The organism is Actinomadura sp. NPDC049382, assembly GCF_040677125.1.
Taxonomy (GTDB): domain Bacteria; phylum Actinomycetota; class Actinomycetes; order Streptosporangiales; family Streptosporangiaceae; genus Spirillospora; species Spirillospora geliboluensis.
The window spans coordinates 1-18,236 of sequence record NZ_JBFARO010000156.1; the positions used below are offsets into that span (position 1 = coordinate 1).

Genomic DNA, 18,236 nt, shown 5'->3' on the forward strand with positions numbered 1-18,236 from the left:
CTGCAGCCAGTTTCGATGCGCTGCAGTCAGTCTCCTCGCGGCAGGAACTAGTCGGCCGGGCCCCGGCGAGTCCTTCGAGGGCGAGCGCGACGGCGCGCGGGTCGGCGATCCGGCGGGCGGCGGCGAGCCCGTCGCGGTGCCGGGCGAGCGCCTCGTCCGCGTCCCCGCGCTGCTCGGCGGCGAAGCCGAGTTCGGCGAGGACGAGCGCGAGCCCCGGCTCCCCGTCGACCGTCCGGATCCAGTCGAGCCACGGCAGCAGCCGCGCCTCGGCCGCGTCGAGGTCGCCGCGCCGCCGGGCGGACAGGGCGAGGCCCACCGCCGCGAAGTGCTCGGCGACCTTGTTCGACTGGTCGGCGGCCAGCTTCAGCGCGCGGTGGTGCCGGTCGTCGGCCGCGGCGTGGTCGCCGGTGAGGAGGGAGATCCGGCCGAGGCCGGACAGCCGGAACGACGCCTCCGCCCAGAGGCCGAGCTCCTCGGCCATCCGCAGGCCCTCCTCGTGCAGCCCGGCGGCCCGGTCGTAGTCTCCGGCGATCTCGGCCAGCTCCGCGAGCGTGTTGGTCGCCTTCAGCCGCCCCCAGCGGTCCCCGAGGCCGCGGAAGATCGCCTCGCTCTCCTCGGCGTCGCGCCTCGCCGCGTCGAGCCGGGCGCGCGCCCGGTGCACGGTCGCCCGGACGCTCAGCGCCGCGGCCGTCCCCCAGGGCTCGCCGAGCTCGCGGAACTCCGCCAGCGCCCGGTGGACCAGGTCACCGGTCACTTCGAGGTCGCCGAAGCCGCGGTGGGCGAAGGCGAGGAACCAGCGCGCCCAGGCCCGCGCGCCCGGATCGGCGATTCCCTCGTGCGACGCCGGCGCCTCGGCGGCCGCCCCGGTGTCGGTGAGCAGCACGAAACCGGCCCGCCAGACCGCCGCCTTCGCGCGCGCCTCCGGCGGCCCGCCCTCGGTGCCCAGCGCCAGATCGAGCGACCGCAGCGCCTCGGTCAGCCGTCCGCGCAGGTACCAGTGCCAGGCCAGCGCGTCGACCAGGCGCAGCGCGTCCGCCGCGAGACCGAGGCGCACGGCGTCCTCCAGGGCGGCGCGCTGGTTGGCCGCCTCGGCGTCCAGGATCTCCAGCCACCTCCGCTGGTCGTGCCCGTAGAGGTGCGGCTCGGCGCGCGCGGCGAGCGCGACGTGGTGCCGGACGAACCGGGCACGGATCTCCGCGGACTCGCCCGCCTCGTCCAGCCGCTCCGCGCAGTACGCCTTGACCGACTCCAGCAGCCGGTAGCGGGGGCCGCCGCCGGGCCCGTCCGCCCGCACGACGAGCGACCGGTCGACGAGCCGCGCCAGGACGCCGAGGACGTCGAGCCCGTCCTCGGCGCACACCTCCTCGGCGGCCCCCAGCGTGCAGCCGTCCGCGTGCACCGCGAGCCGCCGCAGGACGGCCCGCTCGTCCCCGGCCAGCGGCTCCCACGACCAGTCGATCATCGCGCGGAGCGTCCGCTGGCGGGCGGGGGCGTCCCGGTTCCCCGAGGTCAGCAGGCGGAACCGGTCGTCGAGCCGGTCCGCGAGCCCGGCCACGCCGAGCGCCCGGACGCGGGTGGCGGCCAGCTCCACGGCGAGCGGGATCCCGTCGAGCCGGCGGCAGACGGCGGCGATCGTCGCCGTGTCGCCCGGCCCCGGCGCGAACCCGGGCACGGCGGCGGCCGCCCGCGCGGTGAACAGCCGGACGGCGTCGGCCTCGCCGAGCGGCGGCACCGGCCACAGCCGCTCGCCCGACAGCGCCAGCGACTCCCGGCTCGTGGCGAGCACGCACACCCCGGGCGCGGCCCGCAGCAGGGCCGCGACCTGCACGGCCACCTGGTCGACCACGTGCTCGCAGTTGTCGAGGACGAGCAGGAGCCGCCGCGCGGCGAGCGCGCCCGCGAGCAGCTCCACGGGCGTCCGGCGGGCGGTCGCGGCGGCGGGGGCGTCGTCGTCCCGGACGCCGAGCACCATCGCGATCGCGTCGGCCGGGGTCGCGCCGGAGGCCCGGTCGAGCCCGGACAGCTCCACCAGCCACACGCCGTCCGGGAACCGCCCGTCCGCGTTCGCGCCGGTCAGGGTCCGCGCGGTCGCCAGGGCGAGGCGCGTCTTGCCGACGCCGCCCGGGCCGGTCAGGGTGACGAGGCGCGATCCGTCCAGGAGCGCGCGGACCTCCGCCACCGCGGCGTCGCGTCCGACGAGGTCGCTCAGCGGCGCGGGGAGGTTGGTGGGGATCTCCCGCGGGGGCGCCGCGGCGGCGCGCACGGCCGTTCGCGGCGCGTCCAGAATCGGGTCCTGCGTGAGGATCGCCTGGTGCAGCGCGGCCAGTTCGGGGCTCGGGTCGACGCCGAGCTCCTCCGCCAGCCGGTGCCGCAGATCCTCGAACCCGGCCAGCGCCTCGCTCTGCCGCCCCGCCCGGTAGAGGGCGCGCAGGTGCGCGGCCCGCAGCCGCTCGCGCAGCGGATGCCGCTCCACCGCCTCGGCCAGCTCGCCCGCCAGCGCGGCGTGCTCGCCCAGCTCCAGCCGCACCTCCGCGTACTCCTCCTGGACGGCGAGCCGTTCGTCCTCCAGGCGCGCGGCGTCCGGACGGGCGAACTCCTCGTCGGCGAAGTCGGCGTACGCCGGTCCCCTCCACAGCGCCAGCGCGTCGGCCAGCGAGGCGGCGCGGGCGCGCGGGTCTTCGGTGGCGCGGGCCCGTCCGGCGAGCGCGCGGAACCGGTCGCCGTCCACCGCCTCCGGCGCGGCGCGCAGCAGGTAGCCGGGCGCCTGCGACACCAGCAGCCCGCGCCCGCCCGGCTCCGCGGCGTCCAGCGCGCGGCGCAGCTGCGACACGCGCGTCTGGAGGGTGCCCACGGGGTTGCGCGGCAGCCGGGCCGTCCCGCCGCCCCACAGGTCGTCGACCAGCTGATCGACGGAGACGGGGCGGCCCCGATGGACCAGCAGATCCGCCAGCAGCGCCCGGGTCTTCAGCTCCGGGACGCGCACCGCCGCCCCCTCGTCCGTCCACACGGCGAGTGGACCGAGCATCCCGAAACGCATGACCCGAAGGCTACCGACAGCCGACCCGCAGAAGATCCAAAGCGCCGTTCAGGAGAGTGGGGCCATCGACCGACACACCCCCGACGGGAGTTCCGATGACTTCGCACAGCACCCTCACCGGCCGTGAGATCCGCCTCGCCGCCCGCCCGGTCGGCGAGCCGGCCCCGACCGACTTCGCGCTCGCCGAGGCCGCCGTTCCGGAGCCGGGCGACGGGCAGATCCTCGTCCGCAACACATGGATGTCGGTGGACCCGTACATGCGGGGGCGGATGGACGACGTGCCCTCCCCCGTCCTCCCGCCGTTCGAGCTCGGCGCCCCGCTGGAGGGCGCGGCGGTAGGCGAGGTGATCGCCTCCCGGTCGGCGGACGTCCCGGTCGGCGCGACCGTCTCGCACTTCCTCGGATGGCGGGAGTACGCGGTGCTGGACGCGGCCGCCGCGACCGTCGTCGACACCGGGCTCGCGCCCGTCCAGGCGTACCTGGGCCCGCTCGGCACGACCGGCCTGACCGCGTACGCCGCGCTCACCGACGTGGCGCCCGTCCGCGAGGGCGACGTCGTCTTCGTCTCGGCCGCGGCGGGCGCGGTCGGCAGCGTCGCCGGGCAGCTCGCCCGCACCCTGGGCGCCGCGAAGGTGATCGGCTCGGCGGGCGGCCCGGACAAGACCACGAGGCTGCTCGGCGACTTCGGTTTCGACGCCGCCCTCGACCACCGCGCCGGCCCCATCGCCGCCCAGCTCGCGGACGCCGCCCCCGGCGGCATCGACGTCTACCTCGACGCCGTCGGCGGCGACCACCTCGAAGCCGCGATCGGCGCCCTGAACGTCGGCGGCCGCGCCGCGCTGGTGGGCGCCATCAGCGGCTACAACGCCACCGCGCCCGTCCCCGGCCCGGCCAACCTCGCGCAGATCGTCTACAAGCAGCTCACCTTGCGCGGCATGCAGGTCGGCGCGTACCTGCACCTGTTCCCCGAGTACATCGCCAAGGCCGCGGGCTGGCTCGCCGACGGCACCCTGCGCACCGAGGAGACCGTCTTCGACGGCCTCGACCGGGCCCCGGCCGCGCTCCTCGGCAACCTGCGCGGCGCCAACACCGGCAAGACGCTCGTCCGCCTCTGATCCCCGGAAGGACAGTCCCATGGCCACCGCACTGCTCGTCGTCGCCCACCACCGCGCCGACTCCCTCACCGCCCACATCGCCGACCGGGCGCGCGTCCGGCTGGAGAAGGACGGGCGCACCGTCGACGTTCTCGACCTGCACGCCGAGGGCTTCGACCCGCGCATGACCGTCGCGGACGAACCGGACTGGGGCGACCGCGACAAGACCTACTCCGCGGAGGTCCGCGCCCACATGCGGCGGATCGACGCGGCGGACCTCATCGTCGTGGTCTTCCCCGTCTGGTGGTACGGGCTCCCGGCCGTCCTCAAGGGCTGGATCGACCGGGTGTGGAACTACGGCTTCGCCTACGGCCGGCCCACCGCGCGCCTCGGCGGGAAGCGCATGCTGTGGCTGGCACTGGCCGGGCAGTCCCGCGAGGAGTACGCCGGCCACGGCCTCGGCGACGCCCTCGCCCACCAGCTAACGGTCGGCATCTCGAACTACTGCGGCATCACGGACGCCGCAGTCCGGTTCGTCCACGACACGGTCTCCCCCGCCGCCCCGGCCCCGGCGACCGCCGACGACGCCCTCGAAGAGTTCCTCACACCCTCCTGACCTGGGGCCCTGTCCGGCGCCGGTCAAGCCGCAGGGCCGCGGCCACTGCTCAGTCGCCGCACCGCGGTCGCAGCCGGAGCCGGACACGGCCCCCACCGCCGAGCCGGTTCCGGCGCAAGGCCATCAACCCGGACAAGGCCTCCCTAGCGGCGCGGACGACGCCGGAGCGACCCAGGAGCCCCGGTCGCGTCCACGGTCAGCTCATTAATGAGGGCAGCGTCAACGTCAAGTTTTCACCCGATCAGGCGTCGATCTCGTAGCGCACACATGTGCCGTAGGCAACAAACTCAGGCTCGGAACAGGCGAACGTCGCCTGATGCGGCACTAGTTCTCGGCAAGTGCAGCGTCACCCGGCCCGCGCGACGCTCGGGTGGTCGCGCAGCGCCCAACGCCCCGTCGTGACGATCGCTCACCTCAGCCGCGGGTGTCGTCCTGACCGGGTGATCGTTCCCGGGCGGGCCGGTGCGGCGGGTCCTCCGTGCTCCTCGGGGCTGCGCGGCCTGACGGGCGGCTGACTGCGGGGTGTTCGCGAAGTTGATTCCAGAGGGGCCCTAGACATGAAATCGAACGATCGATATGTTCACCTCTCATTGGAGGTGATGACATGGGTCACATGGTACGTGTGTTCTGTGCCGCCGCTGTCGTCATGGCCGCTTCAGCGTGCGCCGGCGGGGCGTCCTCGGGGGCGGGCGACTCGAAGCGGGTCGTGATCGCGAACTTCGGCGGGGCGGTCGAGAAAGTCACCGAGACGTCGTTCTGGAAGCCCTTCACGGCCGACGGCGGCCTCGCCGTGCGATCCGATCCGGCCGGTGGCGGGTTCGCCGCCAAACTGCAGGCCCAGGCGCAGAGCGGCCGGATGAGCTGGGACGTCATCGAGGCGCTCGAAGGTTCCAGTGCGGTGCTGCTGTACCGGAAGGGTCTGCTGGAGAAGCTTCCCGCAGACCTCACCGCGCAGCTGACGAAGGTCTCCGTGCCGGGCTCGGTGCAGCCCTACGGGGTGTCGATGGGCGACACCGGCGTCGTCATCACCTGCAATATGAAAGTCGTCAAGAAATGCCCTGCCAATCCGGCTGAATTCTGGGACGTCAAGAATTTCCCAGGCCGCCGCGCGATGATCGACAACCCGTACGAGTCCATGGCGTCCGCCCTTATCGCCGACGGTGTTCCGGCCGGCAAGGTGTTCCCCATCGACGTCGATCGGGCACTCCGGAAGCTCGGTCAGATCAAGTCCGCGGTCAACGTCTGGACCACGAGCGGCGACCAGCAGATGCAGCTGATGCGCAGCGGCGAGGTCGGCATCGCGTTCATGTGGAGCGGGCGGGTCAAGTCGCTGGCCGACGAGGGCGTCAAGCTGAAGACGAGCTGGGACGGCTCACTCGTGAATCCGTCCTACACGGTCGTGGTCAAGAACGGGCCCAACACCGACGGCGGGATGAAGTACCTGAAGTGGTACGCGACCCACCCGGACGCGCAGGCGAACCTCGTCAACGCGCTCGGCTACGGCACCTCCAGTCGCGCCGTGGGAACCCTGGTGAAGCCGGGGATACGCGCGTGGATGCCGTCCGATCCCGCCAATGCCAAGAACCAGGTGCGCATCGATTCCGCCTGGTGGGCGGACAACCAGCGCACGGTCGCGCCTCGCTGGCGCGACTTCATCGCAGGCTGACAAGGAGGTGACATGACGGCCTCGATCTCGCTGCCGCGCCCATTCCGGCAGGCCCGGTCCTCCGATGGGAACGCCGGACTGCTCCTCGGGCTGCCGGCCTACCTGACCGTGCTGGCGGTCGTCGCCTACCCGATGGGCCGGCTGGCCTGGGATGTCGTGAGCACCGCCGGACCGGGCGGGATACTCGATCCGCTGCGCAGCGCGGCTGAGCGCGCGGCGCTGCTGCGGACGCTGCGGGTCAGCGGCCTGGTCGCGGTGGCGAGCGTCGCGCTCGGGTTGTTCGTCGCCTACGCCCTCGCCTGGTCCCGCAGCCGCGTGGTGCGGGTCTCGCTGTGGGCTTCGGTGCTCGCGCCGTTCTGGATGAGCGTCGTGGTCAAGAACTATGCGTTCGTCCTGTTGCTGCAACAGCAGGGACCGGTCACCAAGGCGCTGCGGTCGGCGGGACTGCTGAGCGCTCACGGCGACCTCCTCTACACCGAGGGCGCCGTCCTGGTCGGGATGCTGTACGCGATGCTTCCCTACGCCGTGCTCGTGCTCTACCCGAGCGTCCGCAACGTGCGGGCCGAGCAACTGCAGGCGGCGGAGACGCTGGGTGCGGGGCGGTTGCGCGCCCTGCGCGACGTCATGCTGCCCGCGACGGCGCCATCGCTCCTGTCGGCGGGGACGCTGGTGTTCGTCATCTCGATCGGGTTCTACGTGACGCCCATCGTGCTCGGCGGGGTGGGGTCGCCGTTCGTCGCGGCGCGGGTCCACGAGCAGATCTTCGAATACTTCGACCTCGTCGGCGCCAAGTCGTACGCGCTGCTGCTGATGCTGACGGCCCTGGCGGTGTTCGGGCTCAGCAGGTTCGCGGCCCGGTTCCTGCCGCAGAGCCGGGTGCGCGGGGAGGCCCGCCGATGAGCACCGCAGTCGGCCGCCGGGCCGCTTCCTGGACGGGCCGCGCCCTGTACGGGGCGGTGGTCCTCGGCATCGTGGCGTTCATGCTGCTGCCCACGCTGGTCGTGGTCGGCACCTCGTTCTCCGCGTCCTCGTACATCGAATGGCCGCCGTCGTCCTTCGGGCTGCGGCAGTACGACACGCTGCTGCACTCGGCCGATCTGGCCGCCGCGACCTGGCGTTCGCTGCTCGTCGCCGCGGGGACGGCGGTCGTCACGCTGCTCGTGGCGGCCCCGCTGGTCCTCGGCCTGAGCCGGGCGCGGGTGCCGGGCGGGAAGGGGCTGCGCGTCGCCGTCGTCCTGCCGATGGTGACGCCCGGCGTCGCCTACGCCGTGGCGCTGTACGGGATGTTCGCAGGCTTCGCGCTCGTCGACACCGTCCCGGCGGTGCTGCTGGCCCATGTCGCGGTCAGCCTGCCGGTGGTGCTGCTCGCGCTCGAACCCGCGATGGACGCGGTGCCTCGCGAGTACGAGCTGGCCGCGATGTCGCTGGGTGCGTCCCGCGCCCGAGCCTGGGCCGGGGTGACGCTGCGGCTGATCGCGCCGGGGCTGGTGGCCGCCGGGGTGCTGGCCTTCGTCACCAGCTTCGACGAGGCGACCTTGGCGAGCTTCCTGACCGGACCTCGGACCGCGACGCTGCCCAAGGTCATCCTCGACTCGGTCAGCACCGGTGTCGATCCCGCGATCACCGCGGTGTCGGCGCTGCTCATCGCCGCGACCGGGCTGCTGATGTCGTTCGCGGGGACGGTCGGCCGGCTCCGGCAGGCGCTCCGGAACCGGAATGAGAGAAGGGCGAAGACCGATGACCAGTCCTGACGTCATCACCGGCAGGCGGGCCGGGACGGCGGCGGACGAGCCGCCGCGGCTGCGGCTCGCCGGCGTCACCAAGCGGTACGGGGCCGTCGTCGCCGCCGACGGCCTGACGCTGGAGCTCGCGCCCGGCGAGTTCCTCTCCCTGCTCGGGGAGAGCGGCTCGGGCAAGAGCACCGTGCTCAGGCTGGTCGCCGGGTTCGAGACGCCGGACGAGGGCACCGTCCACATCGGGGACCGCGACGTCACCGGGCTGCCGCCCGCGCGCCGCGACCTCGGCATGGTGTTCCAGCAGTACGCGCTGTTCCCGTACCAGACCGTCGCCCGCAACGTCGAGTACGGCCTGCGGCGCCGCAAGTGGGGCCGCGACGACCGGCGGCGGCGGGTCGCCGAGCTGCTCGACCTGGTCCGGATGAGCCCTTACGCGCGGCGCTACCCGGCCCAGTTGTCCGGCGGGCAGCAGCAACGCGTCGCACTCGCCCGCGCGCTCGCCGCCGAACCGGGGCTGCTGCTGATGGACGAGCCGCTGTCCGCGCTCGACCGGGCGCTGCGCCTCGACCTGCAGGACGAGATCCGGGCCGTGCACCGCTCAACGGGCGCCGGCATGGTGTACGTGACCCACGACCGGGACGAGGCGCTGTCGCTGTCCGACCGCATCGTGGTGCTGCGGCACGGCCGCATCGACGCGATGGGCGCCCCGGCCTCGCTCTTCCGGCGGCCCCGTACCGCATACGTCGCCAGGCTGATCTCCGACGCCAACATCCTGCCGTGCGAGCGGGAACCCGGCGCGGCGTCCTCGAGCGGGCGGATCCGGGTTCGGCTGTGGGACCGGGTCGCCGAGGTCTCCACCGGGGGTGAGCCGCCCGCGGACGCGGATCTCGCCGTGGCCGTGCCCCGCACGGCGATCAGTCTGACGCCGTCCTCCGGCGGCGGTCCGGGCGGAGGCGACGCGGTCGAACTGCCCGCGCGAATCGAGGACAAGGTGTACCTCGGCGACACCGTCCGGCTCCTCCTGGGCCTGGACGACACGACGACGATCACCGCGCACCTGCCGGAGGCGGCCGGATCGGGGTCGCCGACGGGCGAGCGGGTCACCGTGCGCATCGCGCTCGGCGCGTGCTCGGCGGTGACGCGTTGACCGAGGAGCTGGATCCCGTGTACTTCACCACCGGTGAACGGGACTTCCTGATCCCCGCGGTCTGGGAGGGCACCGGCGACGAACTGCACACGAACCGCCTCGTCGCGGCGGCCTCCGACTTCGGCGGGCGCATCATGTCCGGGATCGCGACGATGACCCTCGCCGTCGCCCGGCTCGACGGAGCCCGCCTCGGCGCGCCGCCGGCCTGCCTCGAGTGGGACTTCGCGGGACCGGTCAGGGAGGGCGAGAAGGTCCGGGTGGACGCCTCCCGCGAGGGCGGCGACCTGACCGTCGCGACGTCCGTCGACGGTGCGACCACCGGCACCGGCGTCCTGCGCGCCGCTCCCGCGGAGGCTCCGGCGCCCGCCGGCGGGCCGGACGGCGCCCGGAGCCGTGGCTGGACGATCACGGCGGCCGACCTCGAACTCTTCGCCGACTGGATCGGCGCCGGAGGAGAGGACGGGAGGGACGGCGGGAGCGGTCCAGTGCCGTGGCCGCTGCTGATCCTCGTGGCTTCCGGACTGATGGGGCGCGACCGGCTGTTCGGCGACGCCCCCTCCGGCCAGGTGCTCAACCGCTGGATGCGCTGGCGGTTCGCGAGCATGCCGGTGACCGGCGAGACCGTCCACTGCGTGCTGCGCTCGCGCACGTCCCGCAGGAGCAAGACGAGACCGGGCGACCTGGTCTCCCGCATCGTCCTGGACACCCGCTCGGCCGACGACGGCCGGGCCCTCACCGAGATCGATTGGGTGGTGCTGTCCCGATGACCGCAGAGGAAACCCTCCCCGGGCGCGTCCCGGCCGCGCCGGAGCTGCCCCCGGCCGCGGAGTCCGGGTTCGCGGCCCTGCTCGCCTGGGCCGCGCGGACCCGTCCCGACGCCCCCGCCCTGGAGGTCGAGGGCGACGAGACGCTGACCCGTGCCGAGCTCGCGGCCCGGGTCGGCGCCCTGGCGGGCGCGCTCGCGGACGCCGGCGTCACGGAGGGCGCGGTCGTCGGCATGGCGCTGGACAACCGCGCCCGGTCCTACGTCCTCATCCTCGCGGCGGCGGCACTGGGAGCGACCATCCTGCCCCTGAACCCCGGGTTCCAGCCCGCCGAGTTCGAGGCGCTCGCGGAGCTCGCCCGCCCGACCCACCTCGTCGCGCTCCCCCGTTTCGCCGACGCCCACGCGGCGCTGCTGGCCGAACGCGGCGTCCGGGTCGTCGACATCGAGGGCACCGCGGCGGCCCCGGCCGGCACGCTGCCGGCGGCCGAGAGCGCACCGATGCGCGAGCACCCCGTCTGGTACGGGCTGACGTCGGGATCGACGGGCCTACCGAAGATCATCAGCAAGACGCAGGGCAAGTGGCTGGACGCCGCGTCGGTACTGCGCTCGGTCCTGGCGCTCGACCCCCACGACCGGCTGCTCAGCGCGCAGCCCTGCTACTACGGCGACCCGCTGATGCTGTTCTTGGCCTGCCTGCAGAGCGGTGCCTGCTTCGTCCTGCTGTCCAGGTTCCGGTCGCAGACGTTCATGCGCAATGTCGCGGACCGCGCGGTCACCAAGTTCTGGACGATCGGCTCGATGCCGGCGATGCTCCTCAACGCCCCGCCCGGGCCGTTCGACCGTGACCACCGCGCGGTCGCCGCATGGAGCATCGGGATACCGCGCGCCCTGCACCGCCCGCTGGAGGAGCGGTTCGGGCTGCGCTGGCTGGAGGTGTACGGGTCGGCGGAGGCGAACGCCGTCCTCGCACAGACGCTGGATTCCCCGTCCACCCCGGGCGAGGGGTGGCTCGGCGGTATCGTTCCCGGCCAGGAGATCCGGATGGTGGACGAGCACGGTGCGGAACTACACGGCGACGGCACCGGCCAGCTCCTCGTCCGCGGTCGCCTGGTCGTCGACGGATACCTGCGCAACCCCGAGGCCACCGCCGCCGCCTTCACCGGCGACGGATGGTACCGGTCCGGCGACATCATGGAACGGCGCGGCGGACGGCTCCGCTTCGTCCGCCGCGAGAAGGAGATCGTCCGGAGGGCGGGCGAGAACATCTCGACCGAGGAGGTGGAGCGGGCGCTGCGCACGCATCCGCTCGTCCAGGACGCGGCGGTCCTGCCGTACCCCGATCCGGTCCGGGGCGAAGAGGTCTGGGCCGTGGTCGAGCCCGTCCCCGGCGCGCGCCCGGAGGCGGGCGCGCTCGCCGAACACGCGGGCCGCCATCTCGCCCGGCACAAGGTGCCGCGTTTCGTCAGCCTCATCGACGCACTGCCCCGCACCCCGTCGGAGCGCGTCGCCAAGCGCCTCCTCCGCGACCGCGACGACCTGGAGACCACCGATCTCCGTCCCGGCGACGCACGCATCAGGAAGGACACCCGCTAGTGCCCCGAAACCAGCGCAGGGACTCCGAGCCCGGCACCCGAGAACGCATCCTGCGGTCGGCGGGCGCGCTGTTCACCGAGAAGGGCTACGCCGCGGTCGGCATCCGCGAGATCGCGACCGGGGCCGACATGACGATCGGCGCGCTGTACCACTACTACTCCAACAAGGAGGCGCTGCTCATCGCGGTCACCGAGGCCGCGCTCCAGCGCGCGGTGGCGGTCGCCAAGGAGGCCGCGGACCTCGACGCCGACCCGGCCGCCAGGCTGGCCAACCTCGTCCGGGCGCACGTCCGCGAGCAGGGGGCGGACGCCGAACTGTGGAACACCAGCGCCCGCGAGATGCCGAGAACGGACGCCAACGGAAGCTGGACCCCCGTCCGCGAGCTGCGCGCCGCGTTCGAGCGCATCTGGAACGAGGTGCTGCAGGCCGGCGTGGAGGCAGGCCAGTTCGAGCTGCGCGACCTCTCGGTCACCCGCCTCTCGCTCCTCGCAATGTGCAACGGCATCAGCGACTGGTACCAGCCCGCCGGCCGGTTGTCGCTGGACGAACTGGCCGACCTGATGGCCGAAATGGCACTGGACCTCGTCCAGAGCCGACGCGGCTAGGCGGGTGCCAGGTCCGGTTTCCCAACATCTGACTGACCGTTGAGGGAGCACTGGAGGGCGTTGGGGGAGGTAGCTTCCGTGAGTTCTCCGATGTTCACAACGGACTCCGTTCCGGGCGATCAGCGCGTGCGGCCGGCGCAGCGCATCCGGGTCGGCAGGCAGGGTGGGAGCCTAAAGGCCGCTCTGCGGAGTCCGAGCGACATCGTGGAAGATCACAGCCACGACGCAGCACGCCCGAGGTGGGACGCGGCGAGCGGGGTGTGGGCTGTTTCGCCCGGATGACCATCGCGGCCGCGGAGCCGTGCCGGTGCGGCACCGCCCGGCTCGAATACCGTGCGGCCCTCGTGGCATCGATCGCAGCGGTTCTCGATGAATCTGCCGGCGATCGCGGCCGCCCTGGCCGCAGCGGTCTTCTTCGCGCTCGCAGCGACGCTCCAGCATCACGCCGCGTATCACGAGGTCGTCCACCGGTTGCTGGACGTGCGGTTGCTGTGGCGGCTGCTGCATCACCGGCTCTGGGTCGGCGGCCAGTTCATCGACTTGATCGGGCTGGGCCTGCACATCACGGCCCTGCACATCGGCACCCTTGTCCTGGTCCAGCCCGTCATGATCAGCGGGCTCCTGCTGTCAGTGCCGATGGAGGCGGCGCTCGACCGCCGACGTCCCCGCAGGCGCGACCTGACCGGCGTCGCGCTCGCGACCGCGGGGCTGGCCGCCTTCCTCGTAGCCGCCGACCCGAGCGCCGGCACCAGCCGCCCGACCGGCACCGCATGGTTCGTCAGCGGCGGCGTGGTCGGGCTGGCCGTGGCAGGCTTGCTCGTCCTGTCTCACCGCACACGAAGGGGACCACTCTCAGGGGCCTGCGTGGGGCTGGCCACCGGGGCCCTTTACGGCTTCAGTGCGGCACTGCTCAAGACCTGTGCGGACCTGTTGACCACCGACCCCCTCAGTCTTCCGCTGCATTGGCAGATGTACGCGCTGCTCGGCACCAGCGCCATCGGGATGCAACTCAACCAGAGCGCGTTCCAGCACAGTTCCCTGGCCTCACCGCTCACGGCCATGACACTCGGCGAGCCGCTGGTCTCGGTCATCATCGGCCTCAGCGCCTTCCACGAACTGATCAGGACCTCCCCGCCCCGCCTTGCCGTCATTTTTGGCGGAGCGATCGTCATGTCCTACGGAATCTGGAGGACCAGCACCACACAACGCCCGCCGGCAAGCGCGTAAACACCTGCCGGGTCGACCGACAGCGCAATTCCTGCCCGATGCATGCAGTGGCACCGCCGCGAAAGCCTTCGGAAGCGATCCTTCTTCGATCTGTTGCAGCCCCCCTGGCTGGTACGACCACCGCCGGCTGCACACCGCCATCGGCGACGTCCCACCTATCGAGTACGAGACCGCCTACTACCGTTCCATCAACACACCAGCGCCGGCCGAGGCCAGAAAACCGGACTTCATCGAACTCGGCGGGCTTCGAGTTGACACACCATTGCTCAGCTGAAGCCTCACCGCGCGATCAAGGTCTATCTGGCGGCTGGGGCACGTGCGGGAGCGGAGGGCCGTTTCCACTTACTGCAGGTTGTTGTCATGTGGTTTTGGGGTTCTGGTGATGACGGTCAGCAAGCGGTCCAGGACGGCTCCGCCGCTGGCCCGCAGACCGTCGTGTTCGTACTCGTGGGTCAGCCAGACCCGCAGGTCGCCGATCAGTTGCGCGGAATCCAGGGACAGGTCCCGGGCGACGTACATGTCATTGGCGTAGACGGCCGCCGCGACCGGCACGGTGTTGGCCGCCAAATGGGACACGTCGTACAGGGGTGTCCAGGTACGGCGGTCGGCCAGCCGGTCGGCCACGTCCCGCAGCGGCCGTAGCAGCGGGTCGTTGTCGAAGAGCCAGGGGTAGATCATTTCCCCGGTGAACAGAATCGGGGCGCCCTCCTCCAGAGCCGCCGTCGCGTCGAACCGGGGGAATTCCGTACGGGTGCGCTGGGCGGACCAGCCGGTCGGGGCGTCCGCCCGGGCGTAGGTCGCCTCGTGGAGCAGGAAGTACAGCGGACTGGCGCTCGCCCAGGACAGCTGGGAATCGACCTGGAGCAAGAACGCGTCCGACAAGTGCGTGCTGCCCGTGAAGGGGTCTTCGAGGAGGTAGTGCAGTTGCCGGCTTCCGGTTGCGGCCCCGAGCAGGTTCCCCAGCGACTGGAAGGCCTCGATGGAGAGCTGCCGCCCGCTGGGCAGTCGCACATCATGGTCGCGCAGGTGACGGGCGATCTGCCTGACCCGTTCGATGTCCTCCGGGTAGCGCTCGTAGTGCTCGGCGTTCTTGGCCGCCACCGTGGGATAGAGGGCGCGGTAAGCGTCGTCGGCGTTGGCGCGCAGGGCGGGAAGTCCGCCGGTGATGAGAACCTGCCGCAGTCCCTGTGGGGCGAACGACAGGTAAGTGGTGGCGCAGTAGCCGCCGAAGCTCTGGCCCAGGACGGTCCAGGGCTCGTCATGGATCAAGGTTCGGCGGATGGCTTCGGCGTCCCTGACGATGGCGTCGGCCCGGAAGCGCGCGAGGTGGTCGGCTTCCTGAGCGGCGCCGCCGAGGCGGGCGAGGGTGTGCCGGTTGACGGGTACGGCGCAGGTGCTGGGATCTGAGCCGGGAGGGCACCGTCTTGATCCTGGCTCCGGCGGCGGGCGAGGTCGAGGAGGCTTGCAGACTGGGTGGCAGGCGCAGCGGCAACCTCCCATCGCCGCGGGACTGGAATCGGTCGGAGGGGCGGTCCATGTTCAGGCTCTGGTGGGGCGGGAGGTCGTTGTAGTCGGCCACGACAGCGTCCAGCGCCGGATCGCGCCGGCATGCGCCCAGCCGGGTGCGACCCACACGCATGTGGCCGCCGAGCTGGGCGTTTCACCGCCGACGGTGGCCACATGGCGCCGCCGGTTCATCGAGCACGGGCCGGCTGGGCTGACCGATGAGCCCCGCCCCGGACGTTATGCAGGCCATCGACAGGTCACAGCCGGTGCTGCCGATGATGCCGGGCATGCCCGAACGGCACACCCACGACTACAGTCCGCCCCGGCCCCAGCCGGAACTGCACGAGCTCCTGGATTCCCGATGTGCTTGTGCTGGGAACCCGTCCACGGGCTGGGGCGTTCGCGGGAGGCTCAAGCGAGCTGGGATCCTGGTCTCGGAGGCAGCGCACAACTACAGAGGAATGCCACATGCCTGAGCCGAGGTCCCTGCCCGGCCTGCTCATGGTCGCCGCGCGCCTGTTAGAGCAGGCCGCCCCCCTTCCGCCTGCCTGCGTCAGGTGTGCGCTGGTCGCCCGAGGAGTGCCTCCGATCACCGTGACGCCCGCGTCGCCGAGCATGTCGCCAGTGAAGCAACTTCGGCTGGTCCGCGGGGTGAGCGGCGGGATGAACTGGTTCGTCCAAGGGTTGCAGGATCGGGACGGACTGGTCGCGGTCGGCAGGGCGGACGGCGTCAAGGTCGAGGCGATCGCCGCGCCCGTCGCGGGCCACGCCAGGGCATTGAAGCGCCGCCAAGTGACCACGGTTGAGCACGCTGCGCTGCTCCGCACGATGATCGACTGGAGCACCAACCTGCCCCCGCAGGTCACGGCACTGGAAGTGCGCGAAAACCTCCACGGGCCCTGCGAGTTCGGCGTCCACCTGGTCCTCGCCGACCATGAGGACACCGAACTCGTCCGCTACCTGGCAAGTCCCGCCAACACCGGAGCCACGGGGTTCCACGACGGGGGCACGTTGCCGACCGGTCACACCGCGACCTTCAGCGTCGGCAGCTGACCACACCGGCGACCAACAAGCGCCGGATCCCTCCGTGATCGCGCTGGTGCGTCATCTCACCAGCTCGTTCACCGCCGGTGCCCTCGGCCGTGGGCGAGAGATCGGTCAAAGTGGTGCCCAAACAGCCCTGCAAAGCTGTTCCCGCCCACTAACGAAGCCAGACGGCAGCGCACCAACCGCTACACGCCCGGATCCAAGCACCAGATCGCGTCACGGCCGTCGTTGCTGGCGGAAGCTGCGGCCCGGGGGCAGGCGCGGTGCAGGACCGGCCGAACGAGGACGAGGCGCTGGCCGCGCTCGCCCATCGCGGCCACCTCTGGCCCTGGGGCTCGCCACGATGGAGTGCGCCCTGATCGAAGCGGACGCGCGGCGGAGGTCACTTGAAAGGAACGTGCGTCGGCGCTGAGGGTGAGCACCCGAGCCAGCGGGCACTACCGGATGGGTGCCGGCTGTGGTTGTCCGGGTGAGCAAGTCGTCGGCAGGATGAAAGGCATGTCCAGCATGTCCGCTCTCGACCGCCTTGCAGTGCCCGGTGCTCGCCATTGGGGCCGCCTTCCGGGGCGTCCCGCCGATGCCGATCCGCTCGCGGAATTCACCGGACTCGGCCGCCGGCTCAGGCGGCTGCGTTTAAAGGAGTGGGTCGGCTTCACCCTCCTGCATCCCGAGCTGGCCTCGTCCGTCATCATTCAGGACGCGCAGTATCTGTCCAGCTCGGAGTTCTATCTTTTCGATCGCGCCGCCGGGCTCCTTCACCAGCATTCCGCGACGTCGCATGGTGGCGCCCCGGCACTGCCCACGGTCCTGCTGGAGGGCGTGTGCCATTTCCAGCGGCGGGGCTACCGCATCAGTTACTCCTTCGCGGAGTCTTCGGGGCGTCACCGTGTCGAGGTCGACCTGGCCGCGACAACGAAGGCCCCCGCCATCACCGGTGCGCTCACCCTCGATGCCGCCGCCGCGACCGCTCCCCTGTCGGTGAGTTCCCGTCTGCCCGGCGGCCGCATGTACACCTACAAGGCGGCCTTCCCCGTCGCGGGCACGCTACGTGTCGGTGGCCGTGCGTTCACCTTCGATCCGTCCCGCGACTTGGCCATCCTGGATGAGCACCGCTCCCTTCTCCCCTACCGGACGTCCTGGCTCTGGGGCACCTTCGCCTCTCTGGGCGCCGGCGGCCTCGTCGGGGCGAACTTCGCCGCCCGCCCCGAGCTGCCGGGTGAGCCGGAGGAGTCCTGCCTGTGGACGCCCGGAACCTGCGAGCCACTCGCGGACATCGCCTTCGCCCCCGGATCGGCCGACCCGATGGCCCCGTGGCACATCTCCTCCGCCGACGGCCGCCTCGACGTCGCCTTCGAACCGCAGGGCCGCAAGCGCGTGATCCGCCAGCTGGGCTTGTTCGCCATCGACTACTACCAGCTTTTCGGCCACTACACCGGCACCGTCCGCGGTGCCTCCCGCACGTTCGAACTCAGTGGCGCTCCGGGCGTCTGCGAAAGCATGAAAGCCCGCCTGTGACCGTGCCGAGCACCGGGCCGCCGTCCGGTGCTCGGCACAGACGGGTGCGCACCCCGCCCGCAGCGACCGGCCCACTCGCGGACCGGTCAGGCTCCCGCCAGCTTGTACTCGTACACCGTGGTGACGACATTGCACGCACCGGGCTGGACGATCAGCGCCCGCAGCGTCTCGGTGCGGACGTCGAAGTCCACGCCCTCCACCTCGAACGTCCCGCTGCACAGGCTCTCCTGCGGCAGCGAGCCGATCGCGGTCACGTGCCCGGTGACCGCGCCGCCGTCCAGAGCGGCAGGGAGCCGCGGGGCGGTCAGTGCTGGAGGCGCTTGTCCTGCGGGACGTGTTCGGGGATCGGGCCATCGCCCACGGCGGGCCCGTTACCGGCGCACGCGGCCGTGTGCAGGGGCGGCAGCGCCAGCCCTGGGCCGACGGGCACGATCGGGGCACTCCGAGCTGCGGAGGGTTGCACCGCTCGGTTGCCTCCGAGGGGGGGCGAGCGAGGCACCAGGAGCGTAAGTCCAGACCCCGACAGAAGTGAATATCTTTCACGTTCCTGGCCGGAATTTGCCCCCTGCCGAGAGTGGGGCCAAAGGTCACTGAGCCTTTTTCATCCTCGGGTGACCTCGTAGTTCTGTAGGACAGCGATGGCCTTGACCAGGTGGCCGGCCTTGCAGGGACTGCAGCGGA

The 18,236-nt window shown here is 72.2% G+C and carries 16 protein-coding genes and 1 pseudogene; 14 read left to right on the plus strand and 3 right to left on the minus strand.

Annotation, left to right across the window (positions count from 1 at the left end):
- Positions 1–3,037: BTAD domain-containing putative transcriptional regulator (locus tag AB0K34_RS41675; RefSeq protein ID WP_364554213.1), on the minus strand; the 3,037-nt coding region annotated here is incomplete at its 3' end.
- A gap of 95 nt (positions 3,038–3,132) precedes the next feature.
- Between AB0K34_RS41675 and AB0K34_RS41680 the strand changes: the two genes are divergently transcribed.
- From AB0K34_RS41680 to AB0K34_RS41725, 10 genes are all read left to right on the plus strand, one after another.
- Positions 3,133–4,152 carry an NADP-dependent oxidoreductase gene (locus AB0K34_RS41680; protein ID WP_364554215.1) on the plus strand — a complete coding sequence of 340 codons (1,020 nt, stop codon included), beginning with the start codon at positions 3,133–3,135 and terminating at the stop codon, positions 4,150–4,152.
- A 19-nt stretch (positions 4,153–4,171) separates the two neighbouring features.
- Positions 4,172–4,747 (plus strand): NAD(P)H oxidoreductase, encoded by a 576-nt coding sequence (locus AB0K34_RS41685; protein WP_364554216.1) that lies wholly within the window; start codon positions 4,172–4,174, stop codon positions 4,745–4,747.
- A gap of 706 nt (positions 4,748–5,453) precedes the next feature.
- Positions 5,454–6,413: an extracellular solute-binding protein gene (locus AB0K34_RS41690; RefSeq protein ID WP_364554218.1), complete on the plus strand. Its 960-nt coding sequence runs from the start codon at positions 5,454–5,456 to the stop codon at positions 6,411–6,413.
- Between the two features lie 12 nt (positions 6,414–6,425).
- Positions 6,426–7,313, plus strand: coding sequence for an ABC transporter permease (locus AB0K34_RS41695; RefSeq protein WP_364554220.1), 888 nt, complete (start codon positions 6,426–6,428; stop codon positions 7,311–7,313).
- Positions 7,310–8,164, plus strand: a complete 855-nt coding sequence (locus tag AB0K34_RS41700; protein ID WP_138638669.1) for an ABC transporter permease — start codon at positions 7,310–7,312, stop codon at positions 8,162–8,164. Before AB0K34_RS41695 ends, AB0K34_RS41700 begins: the two co-directional genes overlap by 4 nt.
- Positions 8,151–9,296, plus strand: a complete 1,146-nt coding sequence (locus AB0K34_RS41705) for an ABC transporter ATP-binding protein (RefSeq protein ID WP_364554223.1) — start codon at positions 8,151–8,153, stop codon at positions 9,294–9,296. The genes AB0K34_RS41700 and AB0K34_RS41705 overlap by 14 nt, the downstream gene beginning before the upstream one ends.
- On the plus strand, positions 9,293–10,063 hold the full coding sequence (locus tag AB0K34_RS41710) for a MaoC/PaaZ C-terminal domain-containing protein (protein ID WP_171069193.1): 771 nt from the start codon (positions 9,293–9,295) through the stop codon (positions 10,061–10,063). The genes AB0K34_RS41705 and AB0K34_RS41710 overlap by 4 nt, the downstream gene beginning before the upstream one ends.
- Positions 10,060–11,655, plus strand: coding sequence for an AMP-binding protein (locus AB0K34_RS41715; RefSeq protein WP_364554224.1), 1,596 nt, complete (start codon positions 10,060–10,062; stop codon positions 11,653–11,655). Before AB0K34_RS41710 ends, AB0K34_RS41715 begins: the two co-directional genes overlap by 4 nt.
- Positions 11,655–12,260 (plus strand): TetR/AcrR family transcriptional regulator, encoded by a 606-nt coding sequence (locus AB0K34_RS41720; RefSeq protein ID WP_364554226.1) that lies wholly within the window; start codon positions 11,655–11,657, stop codon positions 12,258–12,260. Before AB0K34_RS41715 ends, AB0K34_RS41720 begins: the two co-directional genes overlap by 1 nt.
- A gap of 369 nt (positions 12,261–12,629) precedes the next feature.
- Positions 12,630–13,487, plus strand: a complete 858-nt coding sequence (locus AB0K34_RS41725; protein WP_364554227.1) for a DMT family transporter — start codon at positions 12,630–12,632, stop codon at positions 13,485–13,487.
- 342 nt (positions 13,488–13,829) lie between these two features.
- On the opposite strand, the gene AB0K34_RS41730 is transcribed toward AB0K34_RS41725, so the two are convergent.
- Positions 13,830–14,789, minus strand: coding sequence for an alpha/beta fold hydrolase (locus AB0K34_RS41730; protein WP_364554230.1), 960 nt, complete (start codon positions 14,787–14,789; stop codon positions 13,830–13,832).
- Between AB0K34_RS41730 and AB0K34_RS41735 the strand changes: the two genes are divergently transcribed.
- The 4 genes and pseudogenes from AB0K34_RS41735 to AB0K34_RS41750 all read left to right on the plus strand — a co-directional run bounded on the left by AB0K34_RS41735 (position 14,748) and on the right by AB0K34_RS41750 (position 17,555).
- The gene (locus AB0K34_RS41735; protein ID WP_364554232.1) at positions 14,748–14,894 is read left to right on the plus strand and encodes a hypothetical protein; all 147 of its coding nucleotides are present in this window, start codon (positions 14,748–14,750) and stop codon (positions 14,892–14,894) included. The two genes, AB0K34_RS41730 and AB0K34_RS41735, sit on opposite strands and share 42 nt — an antisense overlap.
- 232 nt (positions 14,895–15,126) lie before the next feature.
- Positions 15,127–15,231, plus strand: a pseudogene (locus tag AB0K34_RS41740) (helix-turn-helix domain-containing protein); the annotation flags it as partial.
- Positions 15,232–15,461: 230 nt separating this feature from the next.
- The gene (locus AB0K34_RS41745) at positions 15,462–16,046 is read left to right on the plus strand and encodes a hypothetical protein (RefSeq protein WP_364554234.1); all 585 of its coding nucleotides are present in this window, start codon (positions 15,462–15,464) and stop codon (positions 16,044–16,046) included.
- A 492-nt stretch (positions 16,047–16,538) separates the two neighbouring features.
- Positions 16,539–17,555 carry a DUF2804 domain-containing protein gene (locus tag AB0K34_RS41750; protein WP_364554228.1) on the plus strand — a complete coding sequence of 339 codons (1,017 nt, stop codon included), beginning with the start codon at positions 16,539–16,541 and terminating at the stop codon, positions 17,553–17,555.
- A gap of 86 nt (positions 17,556–17,641) precedes the next feature.
- On the opposite strand, the gene AB0K34_RS41755 is transcribed toward AB0K34_RS41750, so the two are convergent.
- Positions 17,642–17,809: a hypothetical protein gene (locus AB0K34_RS41755; RefSeq protein ID WP_171069239.1), complete on the minus strand. Its 168-nt coding sequence runs from the start codon at positions 17,807–17,809 to the stop codon at positions 17,642–17,644.
- Between the last annotated feature and the right edge of the window lie 427 nt (positions 17,810–18,236).